Source organism: Venatorbacter sp. C2-1 (genome assembly GCF_022832715.1).
Lineage (GTDB): Bacteria > Pseudomonadota > Gammaproteobacteria > Pseudomonadales > Oceanobacteraceae > Venatoribacter > Venatoribacter alkanivorans.
Genome location: NZ_CP094879.1, coordinates 3,744,568 through 3,764,950, shown reverse-complemented (window position 1 = coordinate 3,764,950; position 20,383 = coordinate 3,744,568). Strand labels below are relative to the sequence as shown.

The window sequence follows — 20,383 nt, the reverse complement described above, 5'->3', positions numbered from 1 at the left end:
GCTTTCGGGCATTCTTGGCAGTATGAAGTGCATTGACAGAAGGGTGTTAAGTTGTTGGTTGAGTGGTTATGTCCCGCAATAAACTGACCGTTTCGGCGGTAGCCGTAAAAGATCTGGCGCAAGAGCTGCAGCGCCGTGGCGTGCTGGCGCCCGCTCAGATGTCAGCTGATAGCGCGGCAGAAGCGGTTGCGGCAGGCGCAGAAATGCACGAACTGCGTCAGGCCGAAAGTGCGTTGCGTGCACTGTGGACGGAAGCCCGTAACAACAGCGCCGATGACGCTTTGGGGCTGAAGATTGGCCTGCAGGTTAATCCCGCTGCCCGCGGTTTACTGGCGCGCTGGATTGCGCATTGCGCCACGCTGGGCGAGGCACTCACCACCTTTATCGATCATATTCAGTTACTGAACCCGGCCGAACGCTGGCAGTTGTTGCCGGCCGGCGATGAAGTAGAAATCCGCTTTGAATTTCTGCTGCCATATCCACAGATTGCGGTTGAGCGCAGCATGGCGGCGATGCTTGCCTGGGGCGCGGTTCTGGGCGGTGAGGTTTTTGGGGGCGAGGCTACAGCAGGTACCGAACATGCCAGCCGCCTGCTGCCGGTGCGCAAAGCCGAACTTGCCCGTACCGGGCCGGCCGACAGCAAGTTGTTTTATCAGACATTCGGCCCCGGAATACGTTTTACCGGGGCGCCTGGTGGCGTTAACCGTTTGTGGCTGGATGCTGCGCTGCTTCAGCATCCATTGCCTGCGGCGGATGTCTATCTGCGCGATTTACTGGCGGCGCGGGCGCAGCAGCTGCCAGCGGCCGGGATATTGACGGCGGGAGCGCAGGCAAACAGCGCCGGGCAGACGGCAGCAAAAGCACCGCTCAGTCTGCGGGTGCTGGCATTGCTGGAGCAGGATATTCACACCTTCAGCCAGATTCAGGCGGTGTGCGCCGCCGTGCACCTCAGCCGTTCGACGCTGTTCCGTCGCCTGAAAGCGGAACACACCAGCTTTACCGAATTGCTGAATCAGCAGCGTTTGCGGTTGGCACGCAGTCCGCAGGCTCAGGGGCTGAATGCCACCGAACTGGCCGATTTACTCGGCTTCTGCGACAGCAGCTCATGTTACAAATTTATGCGGCGATGTTTATTGTGATGCGTCTGGCAATAAGAAAGCTGGTATTGAATATTTGACGTGATTGATTTTGTCGGGGGAGGGAAAGACTGCTTATCGAGTATTCATTTTTCAAATAAGTTTTTAATGAATATTAAATCCACTGCCTGCCCTAAGATATAAGTACCGGGTTCTTTATCCTGAATGGAATACAACCTCTGCTATTGAGAACAGAAGCAGCTATCAATAACTAATTTCATTGCATGTTATTCAAAATAGAATACGCTGGCTTCGCCATGTCGCATGCAGTTCGTTTTAGCGGATGAGTGTTGGCGCTGAAATGATGTGTCAGGGATTCGTTTTTATGAATTTATTTCTGCACCGCTGAATGATTCAGGGGGGCACTGATAAGTAATCGATTTTAATAAAGGATTATAAATATGTCAGATAAGATCAGATCGATCCCTTTTAAAACAGCGGTAAGCATGACACTGATTGGATTGCTGTCATCGTCTGTCGTCAATGCCAGTCAATTTGTTGCAGATCTGGTTCCGTCTGCCTGGGAAACGATTAACCGTCAGGTGGTGGTTCGGGATAAAATGTATTCAGCAAATTTATACGGTGCACCCGCAACGATTCAGGTAATGTTCGAAAACAATGGTCAGCCTTCTGCATTTCAGCCTGATCAGTTATCAGCCAATAATGCCAGTTTTTCATGCCGTGACAGCGTGGCTGGTGATGATATCGATACGGCTTCCGGGTTTGTGGAAAGCCTCACTAAAGTGTGTGAATTTCTTCCAATGCAGACGCTGACGACGAGGGACAGCAGCAATGTCCTGACCACGGAGGAAGTCAGGACATACGTTATGCGTGTGAAGTTTAAAAAAGCGACTGATCGCAGTGTCAAGCTCCGGCATGCCCGTCCGGCGGATCGCCATTGCGATACTGCAGGAGATTCCTCTTCTTACAATCCTCTTGATACTTGTTTGACAGTTACCAAAAGTCTGACTCTGACGGGTAGTAATATATTCAAACCTTTTGTCTCACGGGTAAATTCACAGGGTATCACCGAGCAGTGGACGCCTCTTGCCTTAAAAAATAATGTTTACGAAGTTACATTGGCTATTGGCGGTGGCACGAATAACAATAAGAAAGTTTTGGTCGAGAATGGCCTGAAATTAAAAGTCTCAGGCAGTATTTCGGCTTTACCCAATGATGAGTTGCTTGAAGGCGCAGAGTTTTCTGATACCAACTGTGTATTTGAAAAACAGGTCACGCTGACACCTGGTAACTACACCTGTACCTTTACTGCAGAGGAAGATGGGTTTATTCATATTCCATTGAAAAAGGCTGGTTCTGCTACCGGCGGACGTAATGTTACGGTGACCATCAAAAACCTGTCAGTAACGCCATAATCCTGTTAAGTCTTATTTATCTGTAATACCACAGCCGGGATCTGATAATTTTCAGATCCCGGCTGTTATTCTGTATTCGCTGTAACTCTCTGCTGTCATCATCCGGTCATCCGCTGGTCATCAATCCGCCACTTTTCTGCAACCATATGGTCAGCAAAGCGCAACCGCGCTGTCATCCTCTGCTCATTAAATAGACCGCGTTCAGTCTTTGCTGCGGAAAGCACCATGACCCTGACGCGCCGGAATTTTTTGCTTAATTCGTCCCGCTCTGCGGCCTCTCTGGGAATGGCTGCAGCGGCTGGCCCGGCGCTGGCAGGCACGGGTCTGGCCGACTCATTTTTGCCGCAGCAGGATGATCTGATGGCGGTGCCACGCTCCAGTGCTTTCCCGTTTCAGCACGGGGTTGCCAGTGGTGATCCGCTCACCGACCGGGTGATTCTCTGGACCCGCATAACCCCTCCGGCACTGGCCGAAACCTACAGTATTCCTTATCGCTGGCGCATCGCCCGTGATCCGCAATTGCGTGAGCTGGTTAACGAAGGCTTTGGCTATACCGATGCCGGCCGTGATTTCACCGTTAAGATTGATGCCGATGGTCTGCAGGCCGGGCAGAGTTATTACTATGTGTTCGAAGCCCTGGGGCAGATGTCGGATATCGGCCGCACACGTACTTTGCCGCAGGGCCGGGTGGAGCATTTGCGCATTGCCTTTACCTCCTGCTCGAATTACGCCCGTGGTTATTTCAATGTGTATAAAGAGCTGGCACAGCGCAGCGATCTGGATGTGGTGCTGCATCTGGGTGATTACATTTATGAGTACGCTAATCTCGATGCCAGCCTGAGCAGTGGCCGTATCAATCAGCCGCCGCGCGAAATCATCACGCTGGAAGATTATCGTCAGCGCCACGCCTGCTATAAAACCGATGCTGATTTACAGCAGGTGCACCGCCAGCATCCTTTTATGGTGATCTGGGACGATCATGAAGTGGCGAATAACGCCTGGCCCGGCGGTGCGGATAACCATACTGAGGGTGAAGAAGGGCGCTGGCAGGATCGCCTGCGCGGCGCGGTACAGGCGTATATGGAATGGATGCCGATCCGTGAGATGCGGGCCGGCCAGCAGGGCATTTACCGTAACTTCCGTTTTGGCAACCTGCTCGACCTGAGCCTGCTCGATACCCGTCTGGCCGGGCGTGATGCCCAGGCCGCCGACAATGCCGACCGCAACCGTGAAGAGCGCACGCTGCTCGGTTATGAACAGGAAAGCTGGCTGGCAGAAACGCTGACCAGTGCGCAGCAGGAAAATATCCGCTGGAAACTGCTGGGTCAGCAGGTAATGGTCGGCCAGCTGGGCACCAACGACACGCCGTTTAATTATGACCAGTGGGATGGGTATCCTGCGGCACGTCAGCGTCTGTTTGATACGGTACGCAACGCCGGAGTCGATAACTGGGTGGTGCTGACCGGTGATATTCACTCCAGCTGGGCGATGGAACTGCACGATGATCCGTTTGCCGCTGAGCCGGGTAAGGCGTTAGGCATCGAGCTGGTGACTCCGGCGGTAACCTCGCCCGGTATTGATAACTACACCCAGGCGCAACTGGCCAGCCGTTCGCTGCAGGCCTTGCTGCCACATCTTAACTTTGTCGATTTTTATTACCGCGGCTATGTGCTGCTGGATATCACCCATGAGCGCCTGCAGGCGGAGTGGTGGGTGGTGGATAATATCGATTCCCATCGCTATGTCAGTGAGTGCTTACGGGCGCTGGTGGTGCCGTCCGGTGAGTCTGTTCTTCGCCCGGCGCCTGCGATTTCAGCCAGTAAGCTGGCCGCCGCACCGGCGCCGGATTTTGCTCCGGGCTTTGCCTGGTTGCGTCACTGGCGCCGTGATCCGGCGGGCAATCTGCTGGACGGTATGCTGGCTTCCCAAAGTGGTGTTGGCAGTACGTTACCCGGCGGCTGAATATCGCCGGTTGACTGGCGTCAGAAGTCAGGCGCCGATGGTGTAAATAATAACGTCCTTATTAGTGCCTGAGCCGTCCCGAACGGTGATTACCCTCGTCGTAATTCGTCTTATCGTTTCCTGCAATCGAGGTTTTGCACAGTGTGCGGCCCGTATTGCCATAGGTTGCATCTGAACTCCATGACCATGCTGCAAACGGCCCGTTTACGGCAGGCAGGGAGAGGAGTCAGTCGCCAGCCGTCGCGGAACTTTATTCGGTCGCAGTGTGACTGCGGCCGGTTCGCATGGACACATAATAATGAAAAACTCAGCACATACGCAGCGCTGGCTGCTGACCTCCATGGTCGGTGGCGCAGCATTATTTGGCAGCACGCTGTTTTGCGCACAGCAGGCTGCTGCTTTCTCGCAACCACCCCCTGCACCTGCTCCGGTAGAGCAGCGGCAGAATGCCGAAATGGCGGTACATGAACTGGCCCAGGGTTGTTATGCCATTCAGTCACCGACCAACGGCAAATATATGAACCGCTATACCAAAGGCGGTGCTATTGATAATGGTCTTGGCTGGCAGCTAAAGGCGACCGATCTGGATTCGGCAGCCAGTTTTTACTTTAAGCCGACATCGTTTTTCCACTATATGCTGACGGATAAAGACGGCCGCTATCTGGCAACCCATTTGCCGAATGAAATTTCGGCCGGGCGTTATGCCGGTGAGTTTGCCGAATTCAAGATCACCGCTCACAGCCAGGATAACGGCACTTACCGCTTCAGCTTTTATGGCCCTAAGCTGGCCAAAATTCTGCGCCATAACTACGGTGGCACCGGTTATTACGCCGATGGTGGCCTGTACGTGATTGATATCCTCAACCCGACCAATGCCGGTTCGGAAACCGAGTTCAATCTGGTGCCGAAGAGCGACTGTAAGCCGTTCCCGGAAGCCGAGCTGAACACTGTGGGTGAGGTACCGAAAAGCGATGTGAACACTCCGGTTCGTGGTGCCATCGACCCGCACACCCATATCACCTCCTATGAGTTTATGGGCGGTAAGTTCCTGCATGGTGAGCCTTTCCACCGCTGGGGTGTTGAAACCGCGCTGCGCGACAGTTCCGATATTCATGGCCCCTGGGGCTCGCTCGATATCATCGGTAACCTGATGGGTTATGACGATGTAAACCACCGCTACGATACCCGCGGCTGGCCGGACTTCCCGTTCTGGCCGAACCGTAAGCAGGTGTCGCATATGCAGTACTACTACAAGTGGATCGAGCGTGCGCACAAGGGTGGTATGCAGATGATGGTCAGCCATCTGGTGGAAAACGAGGTTCTGTGTAATGTGCAGAAAACCGTCAACCCGGCCAGCTGGATCAACCCGAATAACTGCAACACCATGGCCAGTATTCATCTGCAGATCCGTCGCCTGCAGCAGATGCAGGATTATATCGACGCGCAGCAGGGCGGGCCGGGCAAAGGCTTCTTCCGTCTGGTGAAAACACCGCAGGAAGCCCGCAAGGTGATTGCCGATGGCAAGCTGGCGGTGCTGATGGGCATTGAAGCGTCTGAATTGTTTAACTGTGGTCTGAAAGACGGTTGCAGCAAAGAAAGCATCGAACGTCAGCTGCAGGAAGTGTACGACGCCGGCGTGCGTGCGCTGTTCCCGGTTCACCGCTTTGACAACCAGCTCGGTGGTACACGTATGGAAGATGGCTTTATCAACGTCGGCCAGTGGCTGTCGAGTGGCCGTTTCTTTGAAACCGAAGTCTGTGATGCCGAAACCGATGGCTCCCGTATGACCAGTGGCTTCCCGCTGCTGGGCACCGTGCCGGTGATCAAAGATATTCTTGCTGGTATTGGCCTGAATCCGCAATACGATGAAAGCCGCCGTCACTGCAACCAGCATGGTCTGAGTGCCAATGGTGAGTATCTGGTGCAGCGTATGATCGATAAAGGCATGATCATCGAAATTGATCACACCTCGGTGAAGAGCGCACGCGCCATTATGGATATCGTCGAGTCGCGTAATTATTCCGGTGTAATTTCCGGTCACAGCCATATGCACCGCAAACCGGATGGTTCAGCGCACGAAGTGCACCAGCGTATTGCCCGTGCCGGCGGTATGATGTCGCCGTATAACAGCAGCGCCAACAGCCTGAACTGGAGCATCGGTGAATTTATCGACCTGATTGAGCCAACCGGTTATCTGGTCGGTGTGCCGTTTGCTACCGATATGGGTGGTATTGGCTCGCAGGCTTATCCGCGCGATAACACCGACACCGATCCGCTGATTTATCCGTTTGAAACCGAAGCCGGTGTGGTGATCGATAAACAGAAAACCGGTAACCGTATCTTTGATCTGAATAACGAAGGCCTGGCTCATTACGGTCTGGTGGCTGACCATATTCAGGATATCCGCACCCATTCCAACTCACGCATTTATGAGTCGGTGATGAACTCGGCGGAAGCCTATTTGCAGATGTGGGAGCGGGCGATTGCCAATGATTCGCCGAAGTATTCCAGCTCGGATGAAAACTGGTTCTCCATTGTTAACCGTGCCAGTGGCCGTTGTATGGATATTCCCGGTAACGACAATAATCTGAACAACGGCAGCAATGTGCAGTTGTGGGATTGTCAGCTGACCTCACAGGATCAGAAGTGGCGTTACGATGCCGCCAACCAGATGTTCCGCAACAAGGCGAATCCGGAAAAATGTCTGGATAACCGCGGTCAGGCCTATAACAACGGTGGTGTGGTGATCTGGGATTGTGTGGATTCCGACAACCTGCGCTGGACTTACAGCGGCAATAAACTGGCCAGCAAGCACAACAGCAATATCGTGGCGGATGCTTATGGTAACGGTAATGACGCTAACGTTGGCCAGTGGACTTACCACGGTGGTGCCAACCAGCAGTGGGAACTGCGCTTAATGTCGGCGGAAAACCGTTATGCACAATACCGCAGCGAATCCACCGGCCAGTGCATCAGCGCAACCGGTGGCAGTCATACCGGTGCGCTGGTGGCGATGGAAGCCTGTAATACCAGTGCCAACCAGCTGTGGCGTTTTGATACGGCTACCGGTCTGATGATTAACGGTGTCGCCGGAGCCAAGTGTCTGGAAGTGCCGGATGGTCTGATTTACGACCATACCTTACTGCAGCTGGCCGACTGTGATGCCGGTAATCCGGCTCAGCAGTTTAACTATGCCGGTAAACTGCTGCGTTCACGCATCGACAGTAATCAGGTACTGGACGTTTCCGGTGGCAGCTCGTCGACGCTGATTATGTATGGCGTACATGGCGGTGCGAATCAGCGCTGGCATGCGACGGCCAACGGTCAGTAATTTAACCGGGTTAGAACAAACGGGAGCTCAGGCTCCCGTTTTTTATGCCCAAAGCCGGTGCCATTGGCAGTCACCATGATGACTCCATGCCAGTAACCCCCCTCAGATTGAAGCTGGTGGTCATCAGTCCATTCAAATATGAATATTTGAAATAAATTTATGGCGGTATTGCCAACAGAAATGCAGGGATAGAATTATTTTCAGGAATAACATTAACCGGCCCGAGAGGCGTATTTATGAATTCATCCATCCGTTTCTGGAATCGCAGTGCCGAGCGCTATGCCCGGCGCCCTATTACTGATCATGGCGCCTATCTGAAGAAAATTGCGCTCACTCAGGAATACTTTCGCCCGGAAATGGATGTGCTGGAATTTGGCTGTGGTACAGGATCAACCGCACGAATTCACGCCCCCAGAGTCCGCAGTTATCTGGCGACGGATGCATCCCCACGGATGATTGATATCGCCCGCGAAAGACAGGCGGATGATGTAGGTAATAACCTTCGTTTTGAGGTTGCCACACTTGATGATATTCAACGCCGGCAGCAGTCGTTCGATGCAATCTTGGGACTGAATATCCTGCATCTGCTGCGTGACCCGGAATATGCGATACAGCAGGTTTTCAATATGCTGAAGCCAGGCGGAGTTTTTATCAGCAATACTGCCTGTCTGCAGGATACCCGTCCATACCTCAGGCCCGTCGCACTGGTCGCCAGAATTCTTCGCCTTGCACCTTTCGTAAAGTTTCTGTCCCGCAGTGACCTTGAAAAAGAGATGGAAGGAGCAGGCTTTATCATCAGGCACCGATGGATTCCTGAAGACTCTGAAGATGTTTATTTTCTTATCGCAAGCAAACCCTGATACCCCGGAAAATATGAGAAACAGCATGAGAAATATCGTTTTATTAATGATGAGCCTTGCGCTCATTGCCTGCGGCGGCAGCAACTCGGACTCCCGGAATTCCGCTACATCCGAAAATGAAGCCAAGGGTATTTATACCGGCCTGACGGATTCCGGTAAGGAGTTGACTGCAATTATTCGAAGTGATGGAGAGTTCTATATTTTTATTCAGGAATCCGATGGCAGACGAGATGATCTTTCTGGCCTGATCTCCGGAACAGCGACTGCAGCGGAAGGAAATTTTGTTTCTGATAATGCGCTGGCCAGAAACTTCGACAGCGGAGAAAGCCGCGCATACAACGTGACAGCTTCCTATGTTGCTGCCGATTACCTGACCGGAATTATCACCGATGTATCGAGTGGTCGCGGTATTGGTTTTACGGTTTCTTCGAGAACAGATGATGATAGTGATCCGGATCTGGAAAAGCTTTCCGGAGAATACTTTTCTGGCCTTTATAAGGGGGTATCAGACACTACCGTAGAATCCATCTATGTGGCGGTTCAGGTTGAGGTCGATGGTTCATTGTCCGCTTCCAGGGTTTTTAGCCGTATGCTAAGTTCAGGATTCTGCAGTTTTTCCGGAACCTTGTCTCCGCGTAGTGGCAGTCACCTTTTCAATGTCGCTGTTTCATTCCCGGACAATGAATGCTTACTGAGCGCTGAGGAACTGAACGGGATTGCTTACTATGATGAAGATGTGAATCAGTTGTTTGTGGCGGTATTCAATGCTGATCGCTCAAGTGGCTTGTTCTTTTCCGGGCTGAAAGGTTACTGAATTTCTGTATTTAATACCTGCGGTTTCTGAGTCTGGTTGCAGCCTTGCTGGTCAGAATCAGTACGCCGCAGGTATTAAATATTGTTACCCATTCCTGATCAGGCTTCAGGGTTTTTGAAGTACTGACCAAGCTCGGTAGCCAGAAAGTCGAAGACTGTCCGCACCCTAAGATTCATTCTCAGCTCCCGGTGCGAAACGAGCCACACATCACCACCGAATATTTTATCTGCAAAGACTCTTTTAACCGCAGGCTCCGCATCACCCAGTTCTATGGGCATGATGCCAACGCCGATACCTGCACGGGTCATTTGCCAATTCACCAGATGACTGTCTGTTCTGGCAACAAAATAGTCTTCCAGTAGTTTTATACCACTTTGTGCCAGTGCTCCCATATAGGCCGGATTATTTGACAGGAAACCGATAAAGGGCCCTTTGCAAAGACCATCGCTTAAAGGTAATGGCAAGGTCGAGATAATTTCTGGTGTGGCGTAAAGGGTTGCGGAAAACTCTCCTACCTTGCGGGCGATCAGGTCGGGTTCGGTTGGGCGGAAATTCCGGATCGCAATGTCCGCAGCACGGCGTCGAAGATCACTGGCTTCGTTGGATACAACGAGATTGATGTGAATCCCCGGATACTGGCTACGCAGTTTTTGGATAATCGGAGGCATAATATAAGCGGCGGTAATTTCCGATGCCGAAATCGCAATGTCACCTTCAATTGATGTTGCCTGACCCGTTGCTGCAAGCGATAGATTGCTTGCGGCATCGCCCATCGCACGCACATAAGCAAGCAGTTCCAGCCCATTCTGTGTTAATTCCAGCCCCCGGTTTCCACGCTCAAAAAGTGCAGTAGAAAGTTCCTCCTCCAGCGCTGCGACCTGCCTGCCAAGAGTGGGTTGTGAAACACCGAGAGCCTTGGCCGCAGCAGAAAGAGATCCTTCTTCGGCGGTAACCAGAAAAGCTCTGGCCCGGTTCCAGTCGAATTTAATGGCTTGCCAGTTCATTCAGATATGAATACCAAGAATAGAATTATGGTGATACTAGCAGCAGATGTGTAGAGATAGAATGGATGTCAGGAATTAAATTAAGCATTTATGAACGCTTACTTCTTTATTTAAATGACCTCTGAGACATGAGAGATAGTCTGATGAAACACGTAGTATCAGTAATCGCCACTCTGGCTCTTGTTGCCTGTGGTGGTTCAACATCAACCAGCCCTGAAGTTCCGGACACTAAGGTTCAGGGGTTTTACAAAGGAGTGACCGATAGCTCCAGTTACTGGAATGTTTTTATTCGTAGCAATGGTGAGTATTATATTCTGACTCAGGCTCCTGACAGCGGAGGAGACGACTTTTCAAATGCTATTTTCGGTACTGTCACGGCTGAGAATGGCGATATCACCTCAACAGATACGATCTTAAGATCATTCAGTGGCGGCGGTACCTTAAGCCGGAATCTCTCTGCATCTTATGTTGCGGGTGAGAATATCACAGGAATTCTGGAGCGACCGGAAGACGGGACTGGTTCCGGTTTTACCGTTTACTTTGACAGTAACTATCAATACCCTCCGGATCTGAAAAATATTTCTGGTGCATTTCAGGGAAAATATAAAGGTTTTTCCGGTGATTCCAGCGAGTCTGAGCCGGCTTTAATTACTATTGATATTAACGGCAAGCTGGTCGGGAGCAGACCCAGGATCTCTGGGTGTGGTTTCGAAGGAACTATCCAGCCAGGCACTACAGATAACTTCTTTGATGTGAGTATTTCCTTTCTTCGTCCTGACTGTTTACTGGGTGATATTACTCTGGACGGCGTCGCTTACTATGATCCGGTTTATAAACAGCTTCTTATCTCGGCGCTGACATCTGATAAATCTTCGGGGCTGTTTTTCTCCGGTATAAATAAATTCTCAGAACCCTGAATGAATCGCATCGGAATAAATTCTATGAATATCTGTTTTTCTTGGAATGTAATGTTATCGGGATTTTTATTGTTTTTTTCAATGAATGCGTTTCCACTGAGTGCTCAGCAATTTTCAGAAATCTGCCGGTCAGGCACGGTAAAATGCAGTGATGATCCCGTTATGCATGCCTATGTTGGAGGGGCGCTGGACCTGCTGGCAACCCTTCAGGAGGAAACTGGTTATCTGGAAAAGATCTACTGTAAAGCGCCGTTAGCGCTGTTTGATGTGCCGACTATCATTGGTTTTATGGAGGAGGGGGCAGGCGTTGATGATCAGCGGAATGCTATGCTTCTGTTTATTGATTACTTTGAGCAACAGGGTGGTTGCGGCCAATGAACAGATTTTTGCTTTTACTCGTTTTTGGGATAACGGCGGCTGGATGTAGCAGCAGGGCTGTCTATGACAACATTCAGATAAATCAGCGTAATGACTGTGCTAAGGAGCCACCATCAGATTACTTCGAATGCCTTGAACGCGCAGATAAGTCCTTTGATGAATATCAGAGAGAAAGGGAAGAGCTGTTGGAAGGCGCGGAACCTGAGAGCAAATAGCATGATTCAGATGGAATATCTCAACACTGACCACCTGTTATAAAAACCAGTGTTACTGCTCTGTATCCATTCAAAGCAGATTTTTCGGGAACGATGAATAAACAGAAAAGACCGGAAGGCTTATCTGGTCTGATAGCGAACCGGCATCAGATCAGTGGATATTCCTGCTGGTGCTGCAGAAAAAAGTCGATAAATACGCGCACCCGGTTGGGCATGTGTTTACGTGCGGGATAAACAAGAAAGAGTGGCAGCAGTGGCAATCCGGCCGGGTCGGGCAGGGCCTGCAAGGTTCCGGCGGCCACTTCTGCTGCGCAAAAGCCAACCGGCAGTATGGCCAGATTCTGACCCTGCTGGCAGAGCTGTTTGGCCAGCGTCAGGTTGTGGGTCAGCAGCTGGCTTTCGCGCCAGTTAAGGTCAGTGGTTAACAGTGGGCGGATATTCAGCGGGTCTGCGATTGGGTAATGCTGCCAGTTAACAGGAGTTTCGTTCCGGGCGGGGGGGCTGGCCGCGCAGAAAAAGCCCAGCTGTACATCGCCCAGTTTACGCGCAATCAGGCTCAGTGAGCCCGGCGCCCGTCCGCGAATCGCAACGTCTGCCTGGCTGTTAATAAAGTCGACGGTTTCATCGGTGCTGTGCACCTCAACACTGAGTTTGGGATAGCGGGCACTGAACGCCTGCAGCAGAGCGGCAAGCGGGGCCATGGGCAGATCAAGGGGAACACTGATTCTGATGCGGCCGGTCAGATCCTGCGGGCGAATCAGACTGTCTTCCAGATCCAGCAGTTGATCCAGAACTTCTTTGCAGCGACTGAAATATAACCGGCCCTCGTCGGTCAGGCCGACGGAACGGGTGGTGCGGTTAAGCAGCCGTACGCCGAGGTGCTTTTCCAGTGCCTGAACCCGGGCGCTGACCGCGGATGTCGATACCGCCAGACGCCGGCTGGCTTCGGCAAAACTACCGCTGCTGGCGACCTCAATAAAGGTCTGAATGTGCTCTAAGTTTTTCACTATCCCAAAATCCCGGACAGACTATCCATTATGAGCCTGATTATGTGGATAAAACGCGATGATATTCTCCGCCGGACTCATAAACAACCGGGGAGATCGTTATGCATCATTACCTTAGTGCGCTGTGTCTGAGCCTCTTTCTGGGCTCGGCTGATCTGCTGGCCGCAGAGCCCGCGACCACGGAAGCGGGTGCGGTCAGCCCCCCTCCTCAGCTCAGTATTACCTGGCTGGGCGGCCCGACCATGCTGCTGGAATTTAACGGCTTTCGTCTGCTGACTGACCCCATGCTGGGCAGTGGTCAGCATGCCTTTATCATGGGCGATCCGAACGAGCCCTTTGACCTGAAGCGCGGGCCGAACATTAAAGAACATGCCCGTTTAACGGCGCTGCCTGAGACCGATCTCAGCCAGCTGGATCTGCTGTTGCTCAGCCATGCTCACGAAGATCATTTTGATCAGCAGGCACAAAGCCAGCTGGATAAAGGTCTGCCGCTGCTTGTTCCGGAACATGATCTTGGCGCACTGCAGGCGAAAGGCTTTACGGCCGCGCAGAGTCTGGCCTGGCAACAGAGTCTGGAATATCAGGCCGGTGCCGGTCATATACGCATTACTGCGGTTGCGGCACACCATTCGGCAGATCCCGCTATTGATACCTTATTGGGTGCCGGCAATGGCTACTGGCTGGAATTTTCTCAGGGAAGCTGGAGCAAGCGTTTGTACTGGACGGGTGACACTATGCCGGTTGGTGCTGTGCTGACTCAGGTGCAGACGCTGGCTGATAGCCGTGGGGCGCTGGATATTCTTGTTCCGCATCTTGGCCGGGTAGGGACTCCCGGCCCGCTGGGACAGATCAGCATGGGGGCTTCTGATGTGGTGGATATGGCGCGGGCGCTGCAGCCTGAGCGCCTGTTACCCATTCATCATTCCAGTTATGCGCTGTATCTGGAGCCAATCAGTGTGTTGGCGGAGGCCAGTGCTGGTGAAGACTACCAGCTGGATTTACCGCAGGAAGGGGTTACGTTGCACTACTGAGCGGCGAAGTACTCAGCGGCTGTAGGTCGGCTGGTCGTACAGGCTGTAATCAATGCCTTCGGCTATCCGGCCGGCTTCCTGCTGCAGACGACGCTCGCGGATACTCATAGAAAATACCTGCTGGTGCATCTCTTCCATTAACTGCTTCAACTCGCTGTTGCTGCTTAATCCGAGAAAAACACCGGCCTGCATAAAACCCTGCAAACGGAAGCGTTCAGCATCGGTGGCTTTAATGCGTTGTTTGCTGTTGTTAAACATCGTCAGCAGCCGTTGTTTGGCTTCCTCTATAAATTGCTGGCGCAGGGTTGTGGCTGTGGTGGTGTTATTCATGGTGATCCTTCGCGTGTTGATTGTTTCTATTCTGACCGGTGTTATTACGGCTGCCAACGAGCAAATTTTTGCCGGTAAGCCTGTGGTGTCAGACCTGTGCTGCGGCGGAACAGTTCGCGGAAAAAACGCACATCGTCGTAACCACACGCTCGTGCAATCTGTTCAACCTGACGGCGGCTGCCGCTCAGCGCCTGCCGGGCTTTTTCCATACGCAAGGCCTGAATATAGGCCAGCGGCGATTGCCGCACAGCCTGGGTAAAACGGCGTTTGAACTGGCGCTCGCTGAGGTGAATCTGCGCGGCCAGATCGGCGAGGTTAAAAGGCTCACAGCCATGCTGATCGAGCCAGTCCTGAATTTCCAGAATACGTTCATCCTGATGCTGACGCTCAGGCATAAAACCGCTGTACTGCAACTGGCTGTGGCGGTCGGAATCAATCAGCACCGTACGCGCCACCTGCAGGGCGACACTTTCACCAAAATAATCGCGCACCAGTTGCAGACTCATATCCTGATAGGCGCTGGCTCCACCGGAGCAGCTGATATTGCCATCGTGGGTCAGCATGGCGTTTCTCTGCCATAAAACAGCGGGAAACTGCTGCTGCAGCCAGTCGGTAACCGCCCAGTGACTGGTGGCCTGTCTGCCTTCCAGTATGCCCGCCGCCGCCAGCACAAAAGCTCCGGTGCAGATGCTCACCATGCGGGTGCCACGCTGATGAAGAGTGTGTATCTGTTGCAGGGTATTGGCCTGCAGGGCGTCGCTGCGCAGACGCGGATCACCGATGGCGGCGACGATCAGTAAATCGGCCTGGCTGACATCGGCCAGACGGGTGTGGGCACTCAGGCAGATCCCCCCCTGACCACGGATTTGCGTTGTGTTTTCTGCCGCGACCTCAATCTGCCAGTCGTGGGCGGCAGCCAGGCGTGCGCCCAGCAGCAGAATTTCCAGCGGCCCGGAAACGGATGACAGGGGGCTGTGATCAAGGGCGAGAATAACGCAGCGTGGCATAGGGCATCTCCGGATGTTATGACCTGATTGTCTACCATGTTGGTCATATGTGCCACCTTCTGACGTACCGGATATTGCGCCAGAATGATAAGGCTAATTATCAGAACAGGAGCAGGACATGACTGAATCCGGCAACAAAGCATTGATCGAACGCTTCTATCGCGCCTTTCAGCAAAAGGATTATCAGACCATGGCGCAGTGCTATCACCCGCAGGCGACCTTCCGCGATGAAGCTTTCGGGCTGAATGGCGCAGAAGAAATCGGCGCCATGTGGCAGATGCTGTGCGAGCGCGGCAAAGATATGCAGCTGAGCTTTTCCGTCAGTGAAGACAACGGCCGGATAACTGCACACTGGGAGGCGCTGTACACCTTCAGCCAGACCGGCCGGCGGGTGCACAATAAAATCGATGCCAGCTTTGAATTTCGCGACGGCAAAATAATCCGCCACGACGATCGCTTTAACTTCTGGAGCTGGAGCCGTCAGGCGCTGGGACTGCCGGGCTTATTACTGGGCTGGACGCCGCTGCTTAAGAATAAAGTACAGACGATGGCGATGAAAAATTTGCGCTTATTTATGAAAGGTAACGGGCGCTGAACGCGTTGCTCCCGTTAACTGGAGCACCTCTGAATTACTCAGAGGTGCTCCGGGTCATTATTTATTGCTTTAAAAAAGCCAGCGCATCGGCGGCACTTTCGGCCGGTAACTCTTCCATCGGCATATGGCCGCAATCATCATAAATAATGGTGCGCGCCTGAGGCAGGGCCATGGCAAATTTCTCTGCATGGGAAAGCGGAATCCAGGCATCGTTGCGGCCCCACATAATCAATACCGGCTGCGTCACCTTCTTAAGTGGAGCGGTGTCAAAGCCGGCGCGATTACGGATAAAGCGTAACACCGCCGCCCCGGCGCCCCGGTTGCCGGAACGCATAAATAAATCGTAATAGCGGTCCATTACCTCTTTGCTCAGCCGTTCTTTGCGGCTGTAAGTGGTGCGGATGGTGGCATACATGGCTTTGCGCGGCACCGGCATCATCGACGCCATCCAGCCACTTAACGGCAACCCCATGCTCAGCAATACCGGTGGTGGTACAAAAAAGAAACCGGCACTGTCGAGCAGAATAACCTTATTAACCTTGTGCGGATAACGGCCGGCAAACTCCCAGCTCATCCAGCCGCCCAGAGAATTACCGGCCAGCGAGCACTGCTTAATACCTAATGCGTCGGTAAATTCGTTGAGAAAATCACTGTAGATGTATTTAAACATGCCGCGCGGATGTGCGCCGGTGAGGCCAAAGTTCGGGCTGTCGATACTGATAACGCGGAAATCTTTGCTGAGAATATCGGTCCAGTCATTCCAGGTATGCAGCGACGAAAAAATACCGTGCAGCAGAATCAGCACCGGTGCTTTTTCCGGTTCGGCACAGCGACAGACATCACGGTAATGTACGTTCATCCCCTGCAGCTCAATAAACTGAGATTCGGCTGTGGTATGGCGTGCCAGCATTTCCTCCAGCGAAACCGCGCCAACTTCACTTTTAAAACCGTCTTGCATGGTCTGCCAGAAATTCATCAGCATGGGGTATTCCTGAGTAATGGGTACAAGGTACAGGCTGGCAGTCATTGTGCGGGCAGGTTTTGTATTTGGTAAGGGAACATTACGCCAGATTTCAGGCACAAACGGGTGCTGAGGTGCCGTAATCCGACCGCATTTGCCGATATGATCAAAGAATGTTCTTTATCAGGAATATGCACAGGCACTTATGCGAACCCTGTCGCAGCCTATGCATGGAATTGTAAAATCAGGCCAATGGCTGCTGCGCCATGCCAGAGGCTGGTGTTAAACTGGCCTTTAATTCAACAAGGAAACACTATTCATGGAATATCTGCTGAGTAAGCTCTTTTCTGTCGAAGCCTTTGCGCTGATTTTTATTCTGGTGGTGCTGAAAAAAAGCATCATCTTTGTTCCGCAAAACCGTGCCTGGCTGGTCGAACGTTTCGGCAAATATCAGGGCACCAAAGAAGCCGGTCTGAACTTTGTAATTCCTTTTGTTGACCGCGTTGCCTCCGACCGCAGTCTGAAAGAACAGGCCGTGGATGTACCAAGCCAGTCAGCCATTACCAAAGACAACATCACCCTGTCGGTCGACGGTGTGCTCTATTTCCGTGTGCTTGATCCGTATAAAGCCACCTACGGTGTGGACGATTACGTATTTGCGGTTACCCAGCTGGCACAGACCACTATGCGTTCTGAACTGGGTAAAATGGAACTCGACCGCACCTTCGAAGAGCGCAGCGTGCTGAACACCAATATTGTATCGTCAATTAACGAAGCCTCCGAGCCATGGGGTATTCAGGTACTGCGTTACGAAATTAAAGATATTGTGCCGCCTAAATCGGTGATGGAATCGATGGAAGCGCAGATGAAAGCCGAACGGGTTAAGCGTGCCCAGATTCTTGAATCTGAAGGTGACCGTCAGGCAGCCATTAACGTTGCCGAAGGCCGTAAACAGGCTCAGGTTCTGGCGGCAGAGGCCGATAAAGCCGAACAGGTATTAAACGCCGAAGGTGAGGCCCAGGCCATTCTGGCCGTTGCTGAAGCAAAAGCCGAAGCGCTGCGTAAAATTGGTGAAGCGGCTAATACCGCCGAAGGTCAGAAAGCCATTCAGCTGGATCTGGCAACCAAAGCGATTGAAGCCAAAGCAGCCATCGCCAAAGAATCCTCGGTTGTGCTGCTGCCGGATGCAGGTACAGATGCCAGCTCGCTGGTGGCCCAGTCAATGGCAATCATCAATTCTCTGAATAATAAAAAGGAATAAATTATGGAATTGCTGCAACAGAATCTTCCCCAGACGCTGATGGTCGCTGGTATTGCCGCACTGATTATTGAAGTGGCCGTACTCGGGTTTGCTACCTTTATTCTGCTGTTTTTCGGCGCATCGCTGCTGATTACCGGTTTTGCAATGAGTCTGGATCTGTTGCCTGCAACCGCAACCGCAGCGCTGTGGAGTAATACTGTTCTGACAGCGGTACTGGCTCTGGCGCTGTGGAAACCCTTGCAACGGATGCAGAACAAAGTACAGAAGGACAGCATCAGAAGCGACTTTGCCCGTCAGCCATTTATGCTGGAGGAGGATGTCGATGGTGCCGGGAAAACCGAGTACGCCTATTCCGGTATTCGCTGGAAACTGAAAAGCTTTGAACCTATTGCCAAAGGCACCATGGTAGAGGTGATTAAAGTGGATGTTGGTGTGCTGTGGGTTAAACCACTGGAAAATACCGACTGACAGTGATTTCCGGAAAATCAAAAAGCCTCTGCGGAGGCTTTTTTATGGGCGGAGTTTATGAATCCGCTGCTTGCCGCTGACGCAAATGAGCAATGGCTGCCTTGCAGTTGTAATGCGCATCCTGATTCAGCAGCATAAATTCATAGGCGGTGCCGCTGCCGACCCGACCCTTAATAACGATTTCCAGTCGTTCAAACTCTGCCTGCAGAATCGCTAAAATATCATCCACTGAATATTTCTCGCATAGTGCATCCACTGCGCTCAGCGTCAGATCGGTGGATGACGGATCACTGCGCACAAAAGGGTTGTCGCATATTTTTATACAGCCCAGTACGGTCTTTCTGACATCCGTGTTCATGTCTCTCTGATCCTTGTATTAGCAGCCGGCTGTTTATTGTGCTGCGGGCAGTATTTTTGCCAGCAGTTCTGACAGTGTCTGCGCTTCTTCTTCCGTCAGCTTAGCGGCAAAATTCTGCTGAATAGCCTGGCTGTATACCGGCCACATCGCCTTCACCATGCTGCTGCCTTCGCTCGTGATTTTAATACGGTTGCCACGCCCGTCTTCTGAACACTGATGACGCTCTACCAGCAGGTTCTTTTCCAGCCGGTCGATCAGTCGTGACAGATTATGCTTGTTCAGCAGTATTTTTTCGCCAATTTCAAACTGGCGCAGGCCATCGCCTTTGGCTTTATGCAGCTCCAGAAGAACGTCGTACCAGTCCAGAGCGGGCAGGTCCTGGCTCTTCAGCGCAGTCTCGACGGTGCTCAGTAACTGACGTTGGGTACGATGCAGCTGTATCCAGGCCTGAATCGCTTGTGGTGATGGTGTTTTGTTCATGCCGAGAATATTAGAAGCAAGTTGTTGCAATTGCAACCAGTTGTGCTTAATGTTGTTTTAGTTGCAATTGCAACTAGGTGCAAAGGAGAAAGCATATGAACAACACCATTAAGTCTGAACAGATAAAACAAAACCTCGACCAGGGAATACCTATGACACTGGTTGAAGCTCTGCCCGAACGCTACTTTGCAGCGGGACATTTACCCGGTGCGCTGAATATTCCCCATGACGAAATCAGAGCACGCGCCGCTGAACAGCTGCCGGATAACGAGGCGCTGATTGTTGTGTACTGCGCCAGCAGTAGCTGTCAGAACTCAAAAATGGCGGCAAAAATTCTCGCGCAAATGGGTTACGTTAATGTGCGGGAATTTGTCGATGGAAAGCAGGGTTGGGAGGAGGCTGGTTATCCGCTGGAACTGGCCAACACAGGAGCCGAAGTATGAATTTTATTGATGAACGCTTCGGTAGCTCTGGTGCCACTTTATTGCGGCTGGCATTGGGCAGTATGTGGATTTCTCACGCGTTACTGAAATGGTGTGTGTTTACCATTCCGGGCTTTGCTGCCTGGTTGTCCAGCCAGGGAATGCCAGCATTTATGGCATGGCCGGTATTTCTGCTTGAGCTGTGCGGCGGATTGATGATTTTAACCGGCTTTTATGGCCGCTATGCATCAGCCGTGTTAGTGCCGGTATTACTGGTCGCAACCTGGACCCACGCCGGTAATGGCTGGGTACATACCAGTGCCGGAGGAGGCTGGGAATATCCGTTGTTTCTGCTGGTTGCATCCGTTGTGCATATCCTGCTCGGTGATGGTCACTACGCTTTAAGCCCGCGTAATTTTTTGCTGAAGCGCTGAATCTCCGGGAAAAAAATAAGCCAGTGCAGAAGTCTC

At 52.2% G+C, this 20,383-nt stretch carries 21 protein-coding genes; 14 read left to right on the top strand and 7 right to left on the bottom strand.

Annotated features, from left to right (window positions below):
• The first annotated feature begins 68 nt into the window (after positions 1-68).
• The 6 genes from MT343_RS16855 (at position 69) to MT343_RS16830 (ending at position 9,479) form a co-directional block, all read left to right on the top strand.
• Positions 69-1,139, top strand: a complete 1,071-nt coding sequence (locus MT343_RS16855) for an AraC family transcriptional regulator (protein ID WP_145466627.1) — start codon at positions 69-71, stop codon at positions 1,137-1,139.
• A gap of 398 nt (positions 1,140-1,537) precedes the next feature.
• Positions 1,538-2,512 carry a hypothetical protein gene (locus MT343_RS16850; RefSeq protein WP_145466626.1) on the top strand — a complete coding sequence of 325 codons (975 nt, stop codon included), beginning with the start codon at positions 1,538-1,540 and terminating at the stop codon, positions 2,510-2,512.
• A gap of 225 nt (positions 2,513-2,737) precedes the next feature.
• Positions 2,738-4,474 carry an alkaline phosphatase D family protein gene (locus MT343_RS16845; protein ID WP_145466625.1) on the top strand — a complete coding sequence of 579 codons (1,737 nt, stop codon included), beginning with the start codon at positions 2,738-2,740 and terminating at the stop codon, positions 4,472-4,474.
• A 298-nt stretch (positions 4,475-4,772) separates the two neighbouring features.
• Positions 4,773-7,805: a ricin-type beta-trefoil lectin domain protein gene (locus MT343_RS16840; RefSeq protein WP_145466624.1), complete on the top strand. Its 3,033-nt coding sequence runs from the start codon at positions 4,773-4,775 to the stop codon at positions 7,803-7,805.
• 236 nt (positions 7,806-8,041) lie between these two features.
• Positions 8,042-8,665, top strand: coding sequence for a class I SAM-dependent methyltransferase (locus MT343_RS16835; protein ID WP_145466623.1), 624 nt, complete (start codon positions 8,042-8,044; stop codon positions 8,663-8,665).
• A gap of 25 nt (positions 8,666-8,690) precedes the next feature.
• Positions 8,691-9,479, top strand: coding sequence for a hypothetical protein (locus MT343_RS16830; RefSeq protein WP_145466622.1), 789 nt, complete (start codon positions 8,691-8,693; stop codon positions 9,477-9,479).
• Between the two features lie 98 nt (positions 9,480-9,577).
• Here the strand turns inward: MT343_RS16830 and MT343_RS16825 are convergent, their stop codons facing one another.
• On the bottom strand, positions 9,578-10,483 hold the full coding sequence (locus MT343_RS16825) for a LysR family transcriptional regulator (RefSeq protein WP_145466621.1): 906 nt from the start codon (positions 10,481-10,483) through the stop codon (positions 9,578-9,580).
• A gap of 143 nt (positions 10,484-10,626) precedes the next feature.
• On the opposite strand from MT343_RS16825, the gene MT343_RS16820 reads away from it, so the two are divergent.
• Entirely contained in the window at positions 10,627-11,400 is a 774-nt protein-coding gene (locus MT343_RS16820) for a hypothetical protein (RefSeq protein ID WP_145466620.1), read from the top strand.
• Positions 11,401-11,778, top strand: a complete 378-nt coding sequence (locus MT343_RS16815; RefSeq protein WP_145466619.1) for a hypothetical protein — start codon at positions 11,401-11,403, stop codon at positions 11,776-11,778.
• 361 nt (positions 11,779-12,139) lie between these two features.
• Here the strand turns inward: MT343_RS16815 and MT343_RS16810 are convergent, their stop codons facing one another.
• Positions 12,140-13,000, bottom strand: coding sequence for a LysR family transcriptional regulator (locus MT343_RS16810; protein WP_145466617.1), 861 nt, complete (start codon positions 12,998-13,000; stop codon positions 12,140-12,142).
• A gap of 101 nt (positions 13,001-13,101) precedes the next feature.
• Here MT343_RS16810 and MT343_RS16805 point away from each other — a divergent pair, with 101 nt between their 5' ends.
• Positions 13,102-14,031, top strand: a complete 930-nt coding sequence (locus tag MT343_RS16805; RefSeq protein ID WP_145466616.1) for an MBL fold metallo-hydrolase — start codon at positions 13,102-13,104, stop codon at positions 14,029-14,031.
• A 12-nt stretch (positions 14,032-14,043) separates the two neighbouring features.
• On the opposite strand, the gene MT343_RS16800 is transcribed toward MT343_RS16805, so the two are convergent.
• On the bottom strand, positions 14,044-14,361 hold the full coding sequence (locus MT343_RS16800) for a hypothetical protein (RefSeq protein WP_145466615.1): 318 nt from the start codon (positions 14,359-14,361) through the stop codon (positions 14,044-14,046).
• Between the two features lie 44 nt (positions 14,362-14,405).
• Positions 14,406-15,368 carry a GlxA family transcriptional regulator gene (locus tag MT343_RS16795; RefSeq protein ID WP_145466614.1) on the bottom strand — a complete coding sequence of 321 codons (963 nt, stop codon included), beginning with the start codon at positions 15,366-15,368 and terminating at the stop codon, positions 14,406-14,408.
• 118 nt (positions 15,369-15,486) lie between these two features.
• Here MT343_RS16795 and MT343_RS16790 point away from each other — a divergent pair, with 118 nt between their 5' ends.
• Complete coding sequence (locus MT343_RS16790) at positions 15,487-15,963, top strand: nuclear transport factor 2 family protein (protein ID WP_145466613.1); 477 nt, start codon at positions 15,487-15,489, stop codon at positions 15,961-15,963.
• Positions 15,964-16,024: 61 nt separating this feature from the next.
• Here MT343_RS16790 and MT343_RS16785 read toward each other — a convergent pair whose 3' ends face one another.
• Positions 16,025-16,945 carry an alpha/beta fold hydrolase gene (locus MT343_RS16785; RefSeq protein ID WP_186435779.1) on the bottom strand — a complete coding sequence of 307 codons (921 nt, stop codon included), beginning with the start codon at positions 16,943-16,945 and terminating at the stop codon, positions 16,025-16,027.
• 298 nt (positions 16,946-17,243) lie between these two features.
• On the opposite strand from MT343_RS16785, the gene MT343_RS16780 reads away from it, so the two are divergent.
• Both MT343_RS16780 and MT343_RS16775 read left to right on the top strand, forming a co-directional pair.
• Complete coding sequence (locus MT343_RS16780; RefSeq protein ID WP_145466611.1) at positions 17,244-18,185, top strand: SPFH domain-containing protein; 942 nt, start codon at positions 17,244-17,246, stop codon at positions 18,183-18,185.
• Positions 18,186-18,188: 3 nt separating this feature from the next.
• Positions 18,189-18,653, top strand: a complete 465-nt coding sequence (locus tag MT343_RS16775) for an NfeD family protein (RefSeq protein ID WP_145466610.1) — start codon at positions 18,189-18,191, stop codon at positions 18,651-18,653.
• A 55-nt stretch (positions 18,654-18,708) separates the two neighbouring features.
• Here MT343_RS16775 and MT343_RS16770 read toward each other — a convergent pair whose 3' ends face one another.
• Both MT343_RS16770 and MT343_RS16765 read right to left on the bottom strand, forming a co-directional pair.
• A complete protein-coding gene (locus tag MT343_RS16770; RefSeq protein ID WP_145466609.1) occupies positions 18,709-19,011 on the bottom strand; it encodes a hypothetical protein in 303 nt (100 codons plus the stop codon).
• A gap of 33 nt (positions 19,012-19,044) precedes the next feature.
• Positions 19,045-19,527 (bottom strand): MarR family winged helix-turn-helix transcriptional regulator, encoded by a 483-nt coding sequence (locus MT343_RS16765; protein WP_222428444.1) that lies wholly within the window; start codon positions 19,525-19,527, stop codon positions 19,045-19,047.
• A 59-nt stretch (positions 19,528-19,586) separates the two neighbouring features.
• Here MT343_RS16765 and MT343_RS16760 point away from each other — a divergent pair, with 59 nt between their 5' ends.
• The gene (locus tag MT343_RS16760; protein ID WP_145466608.1) at positions 19,587-19,934 is read left to right on the top strand and encodes a rhodanese-like domain-containing protein; all 348 of its coding nucleotides are present in this window, start codon (positions 19,587-19,589) and stop codon (positions 19,932-19,934) included.
• Positions 19,931-20,347: a DoxX family protein gene (locus MT343_RS16755; protein WP_145466607.1), complete on the top strand. Its 417-nt coding sequence runs from the start codon at positions 19,931-19,933 to the stop codon at positions 20,345-20,347. Before MT343_RS16760 ends, MT343_RS16755 begins: the two co-directional genes overlap by 4 nt.
• The last annotated feature ends 36 nt before the right edge of the window (positions 20,348-20,383 follow it).

Excerpts from the sequence above, each read along its gene's own strand:
- MT343_RS16855 (WP_145466627.1), top strand. The coding sequence starts at position 69 with ATGTCCCGCAATAAACTGACCGTTTCGGCGGTAGCCGTAAAAGATCTG.
- MT343_RS16850 (WP_145466626.1), top strand. The coding sequence starts at position 1,538 with ATGTCAGATAAGATCAGATCGATCCCTTTTAAAACAGCGGTAAGCATG.
- MT343_RS16845 (WP_145466625.1), top strand. The coding sequence starts at position 2,738 with ATGACCCTGACGCGCCGGAATTTTTTGCTTAATTCGTCCCGCTCTGCG.
- MT343_RS16840 (WP_145466624.1), top strand. The coding sequence starts at position 4,773 with ATGAAAAACTCAGCACATACGCAGCGCTGGCTGCTGACCTCCATGGTC.
- MT343_RS16835 (WP_145466623.1), top strand. The coding sequence starts at position 8,042 with ATGAATTCATCCATCCGTTTCTGGAATCGCAGTGCCGAGCGCTATGCC.
- MT343_RS16830 (WP_145466622.1), top strand. The coding sequence starts at position 8,691 with ATGAGAAATATCGTTTTATTAATGATGAGCCTTGCGCTCATTGCCTGC.
- MT343_RS16825 (WP_145466621.1), bottom strand. The coding sequence starts at position 10,483 with ATGAACTGGCAAGCCATTAAATTCGACTGGAACCGGGCCAGAGCTTTT.
- MT343_RS16820 (WP_145466620.1), top strand. The coding sequence starts at position 10,627 with ATGAAACACGTAGTATCAGTAATCGCCACTCTGGCTCTTGTTGCCTGT.
- MT343_RS16815 (WP_145466619.1), top strand. The coding sequence starts at position 11,401 with ATGAATCGCATCGGAATAAATTCTATGAATATCTGTTTTTCTTGGAAT.
- MT343_RS16805 (WP_145466616.1), top strand. The coding sequence starts at position 13,102 with ATGCATCATTACCTTAGTGCGCTGTGTCTGAGCCTCTTTCTGGGCTCG.
- MT343_RS16800 (WP_145466615.1), bottom strand. The coding sequence starts at position 14,361 with ATGAATAACACCACCACAGCCACAACCCTGCGCCAGCAATTTATAGAG.
- MT343_RS16795 (WP_145466614.1), bottom strand. The coding sequence starts at position 15,368 with ATGCCACGCTGCGTTATTCTCGCCCTTGATCACAGCCCCCTGTCATCC.
- MT343_RS16790 (WP_145466613.1), top strand. The coding sequence starts at position 15,487 with ATGACTGAATCCGGCAACAAAGCATTGATCGAACGCTTCTATCGCGCC.
- MT343_RS16785 (WP_186435779.1), bottom strand. The coding sequence starts at position 16,945 with ATGCTGATGAATTTCTGGCAGACCATGCAAGACGGTTTTAAAAGTGAA.
- MT343_RS16780 (WP_145466611.1), top strand. The coding sequence starts at position 17,244 with ATGGAATATCTGCTGAGTAAGCTCTTTTCTGTCGAAGCCTTTGCGCTG.
- MT343_RS16775 (WP_145466610.1), top strand. The coding sequence starts at position 18,189 with ATGGAATTGCTGCAACAGAATCTTCCCCAGACGCTGATGGTCGCTGGT.
- MT343_RS16770 (WP_145466609.1), bottom strand. The coding sequence starts at position 19,011 with ATGAACACGGATGTCAGAAAGACCGTACTGGGCTGTATAAAAATATGC.
- MT343_RS16760 (WP_145466608.1), top strand. The coding sequence starts at position 19,587 with ATGAACAACACCATTAAGTCTGAACAGATAAAACAAAACCTCGACCAG.
- MT343_RS16755 (WP_145466607.1), top strand. The coding sequence starts at position 19,931 with ATGAATTTTATTGATGAACGCTTCGGTAGCTCTGGTGCCACTTTATTG.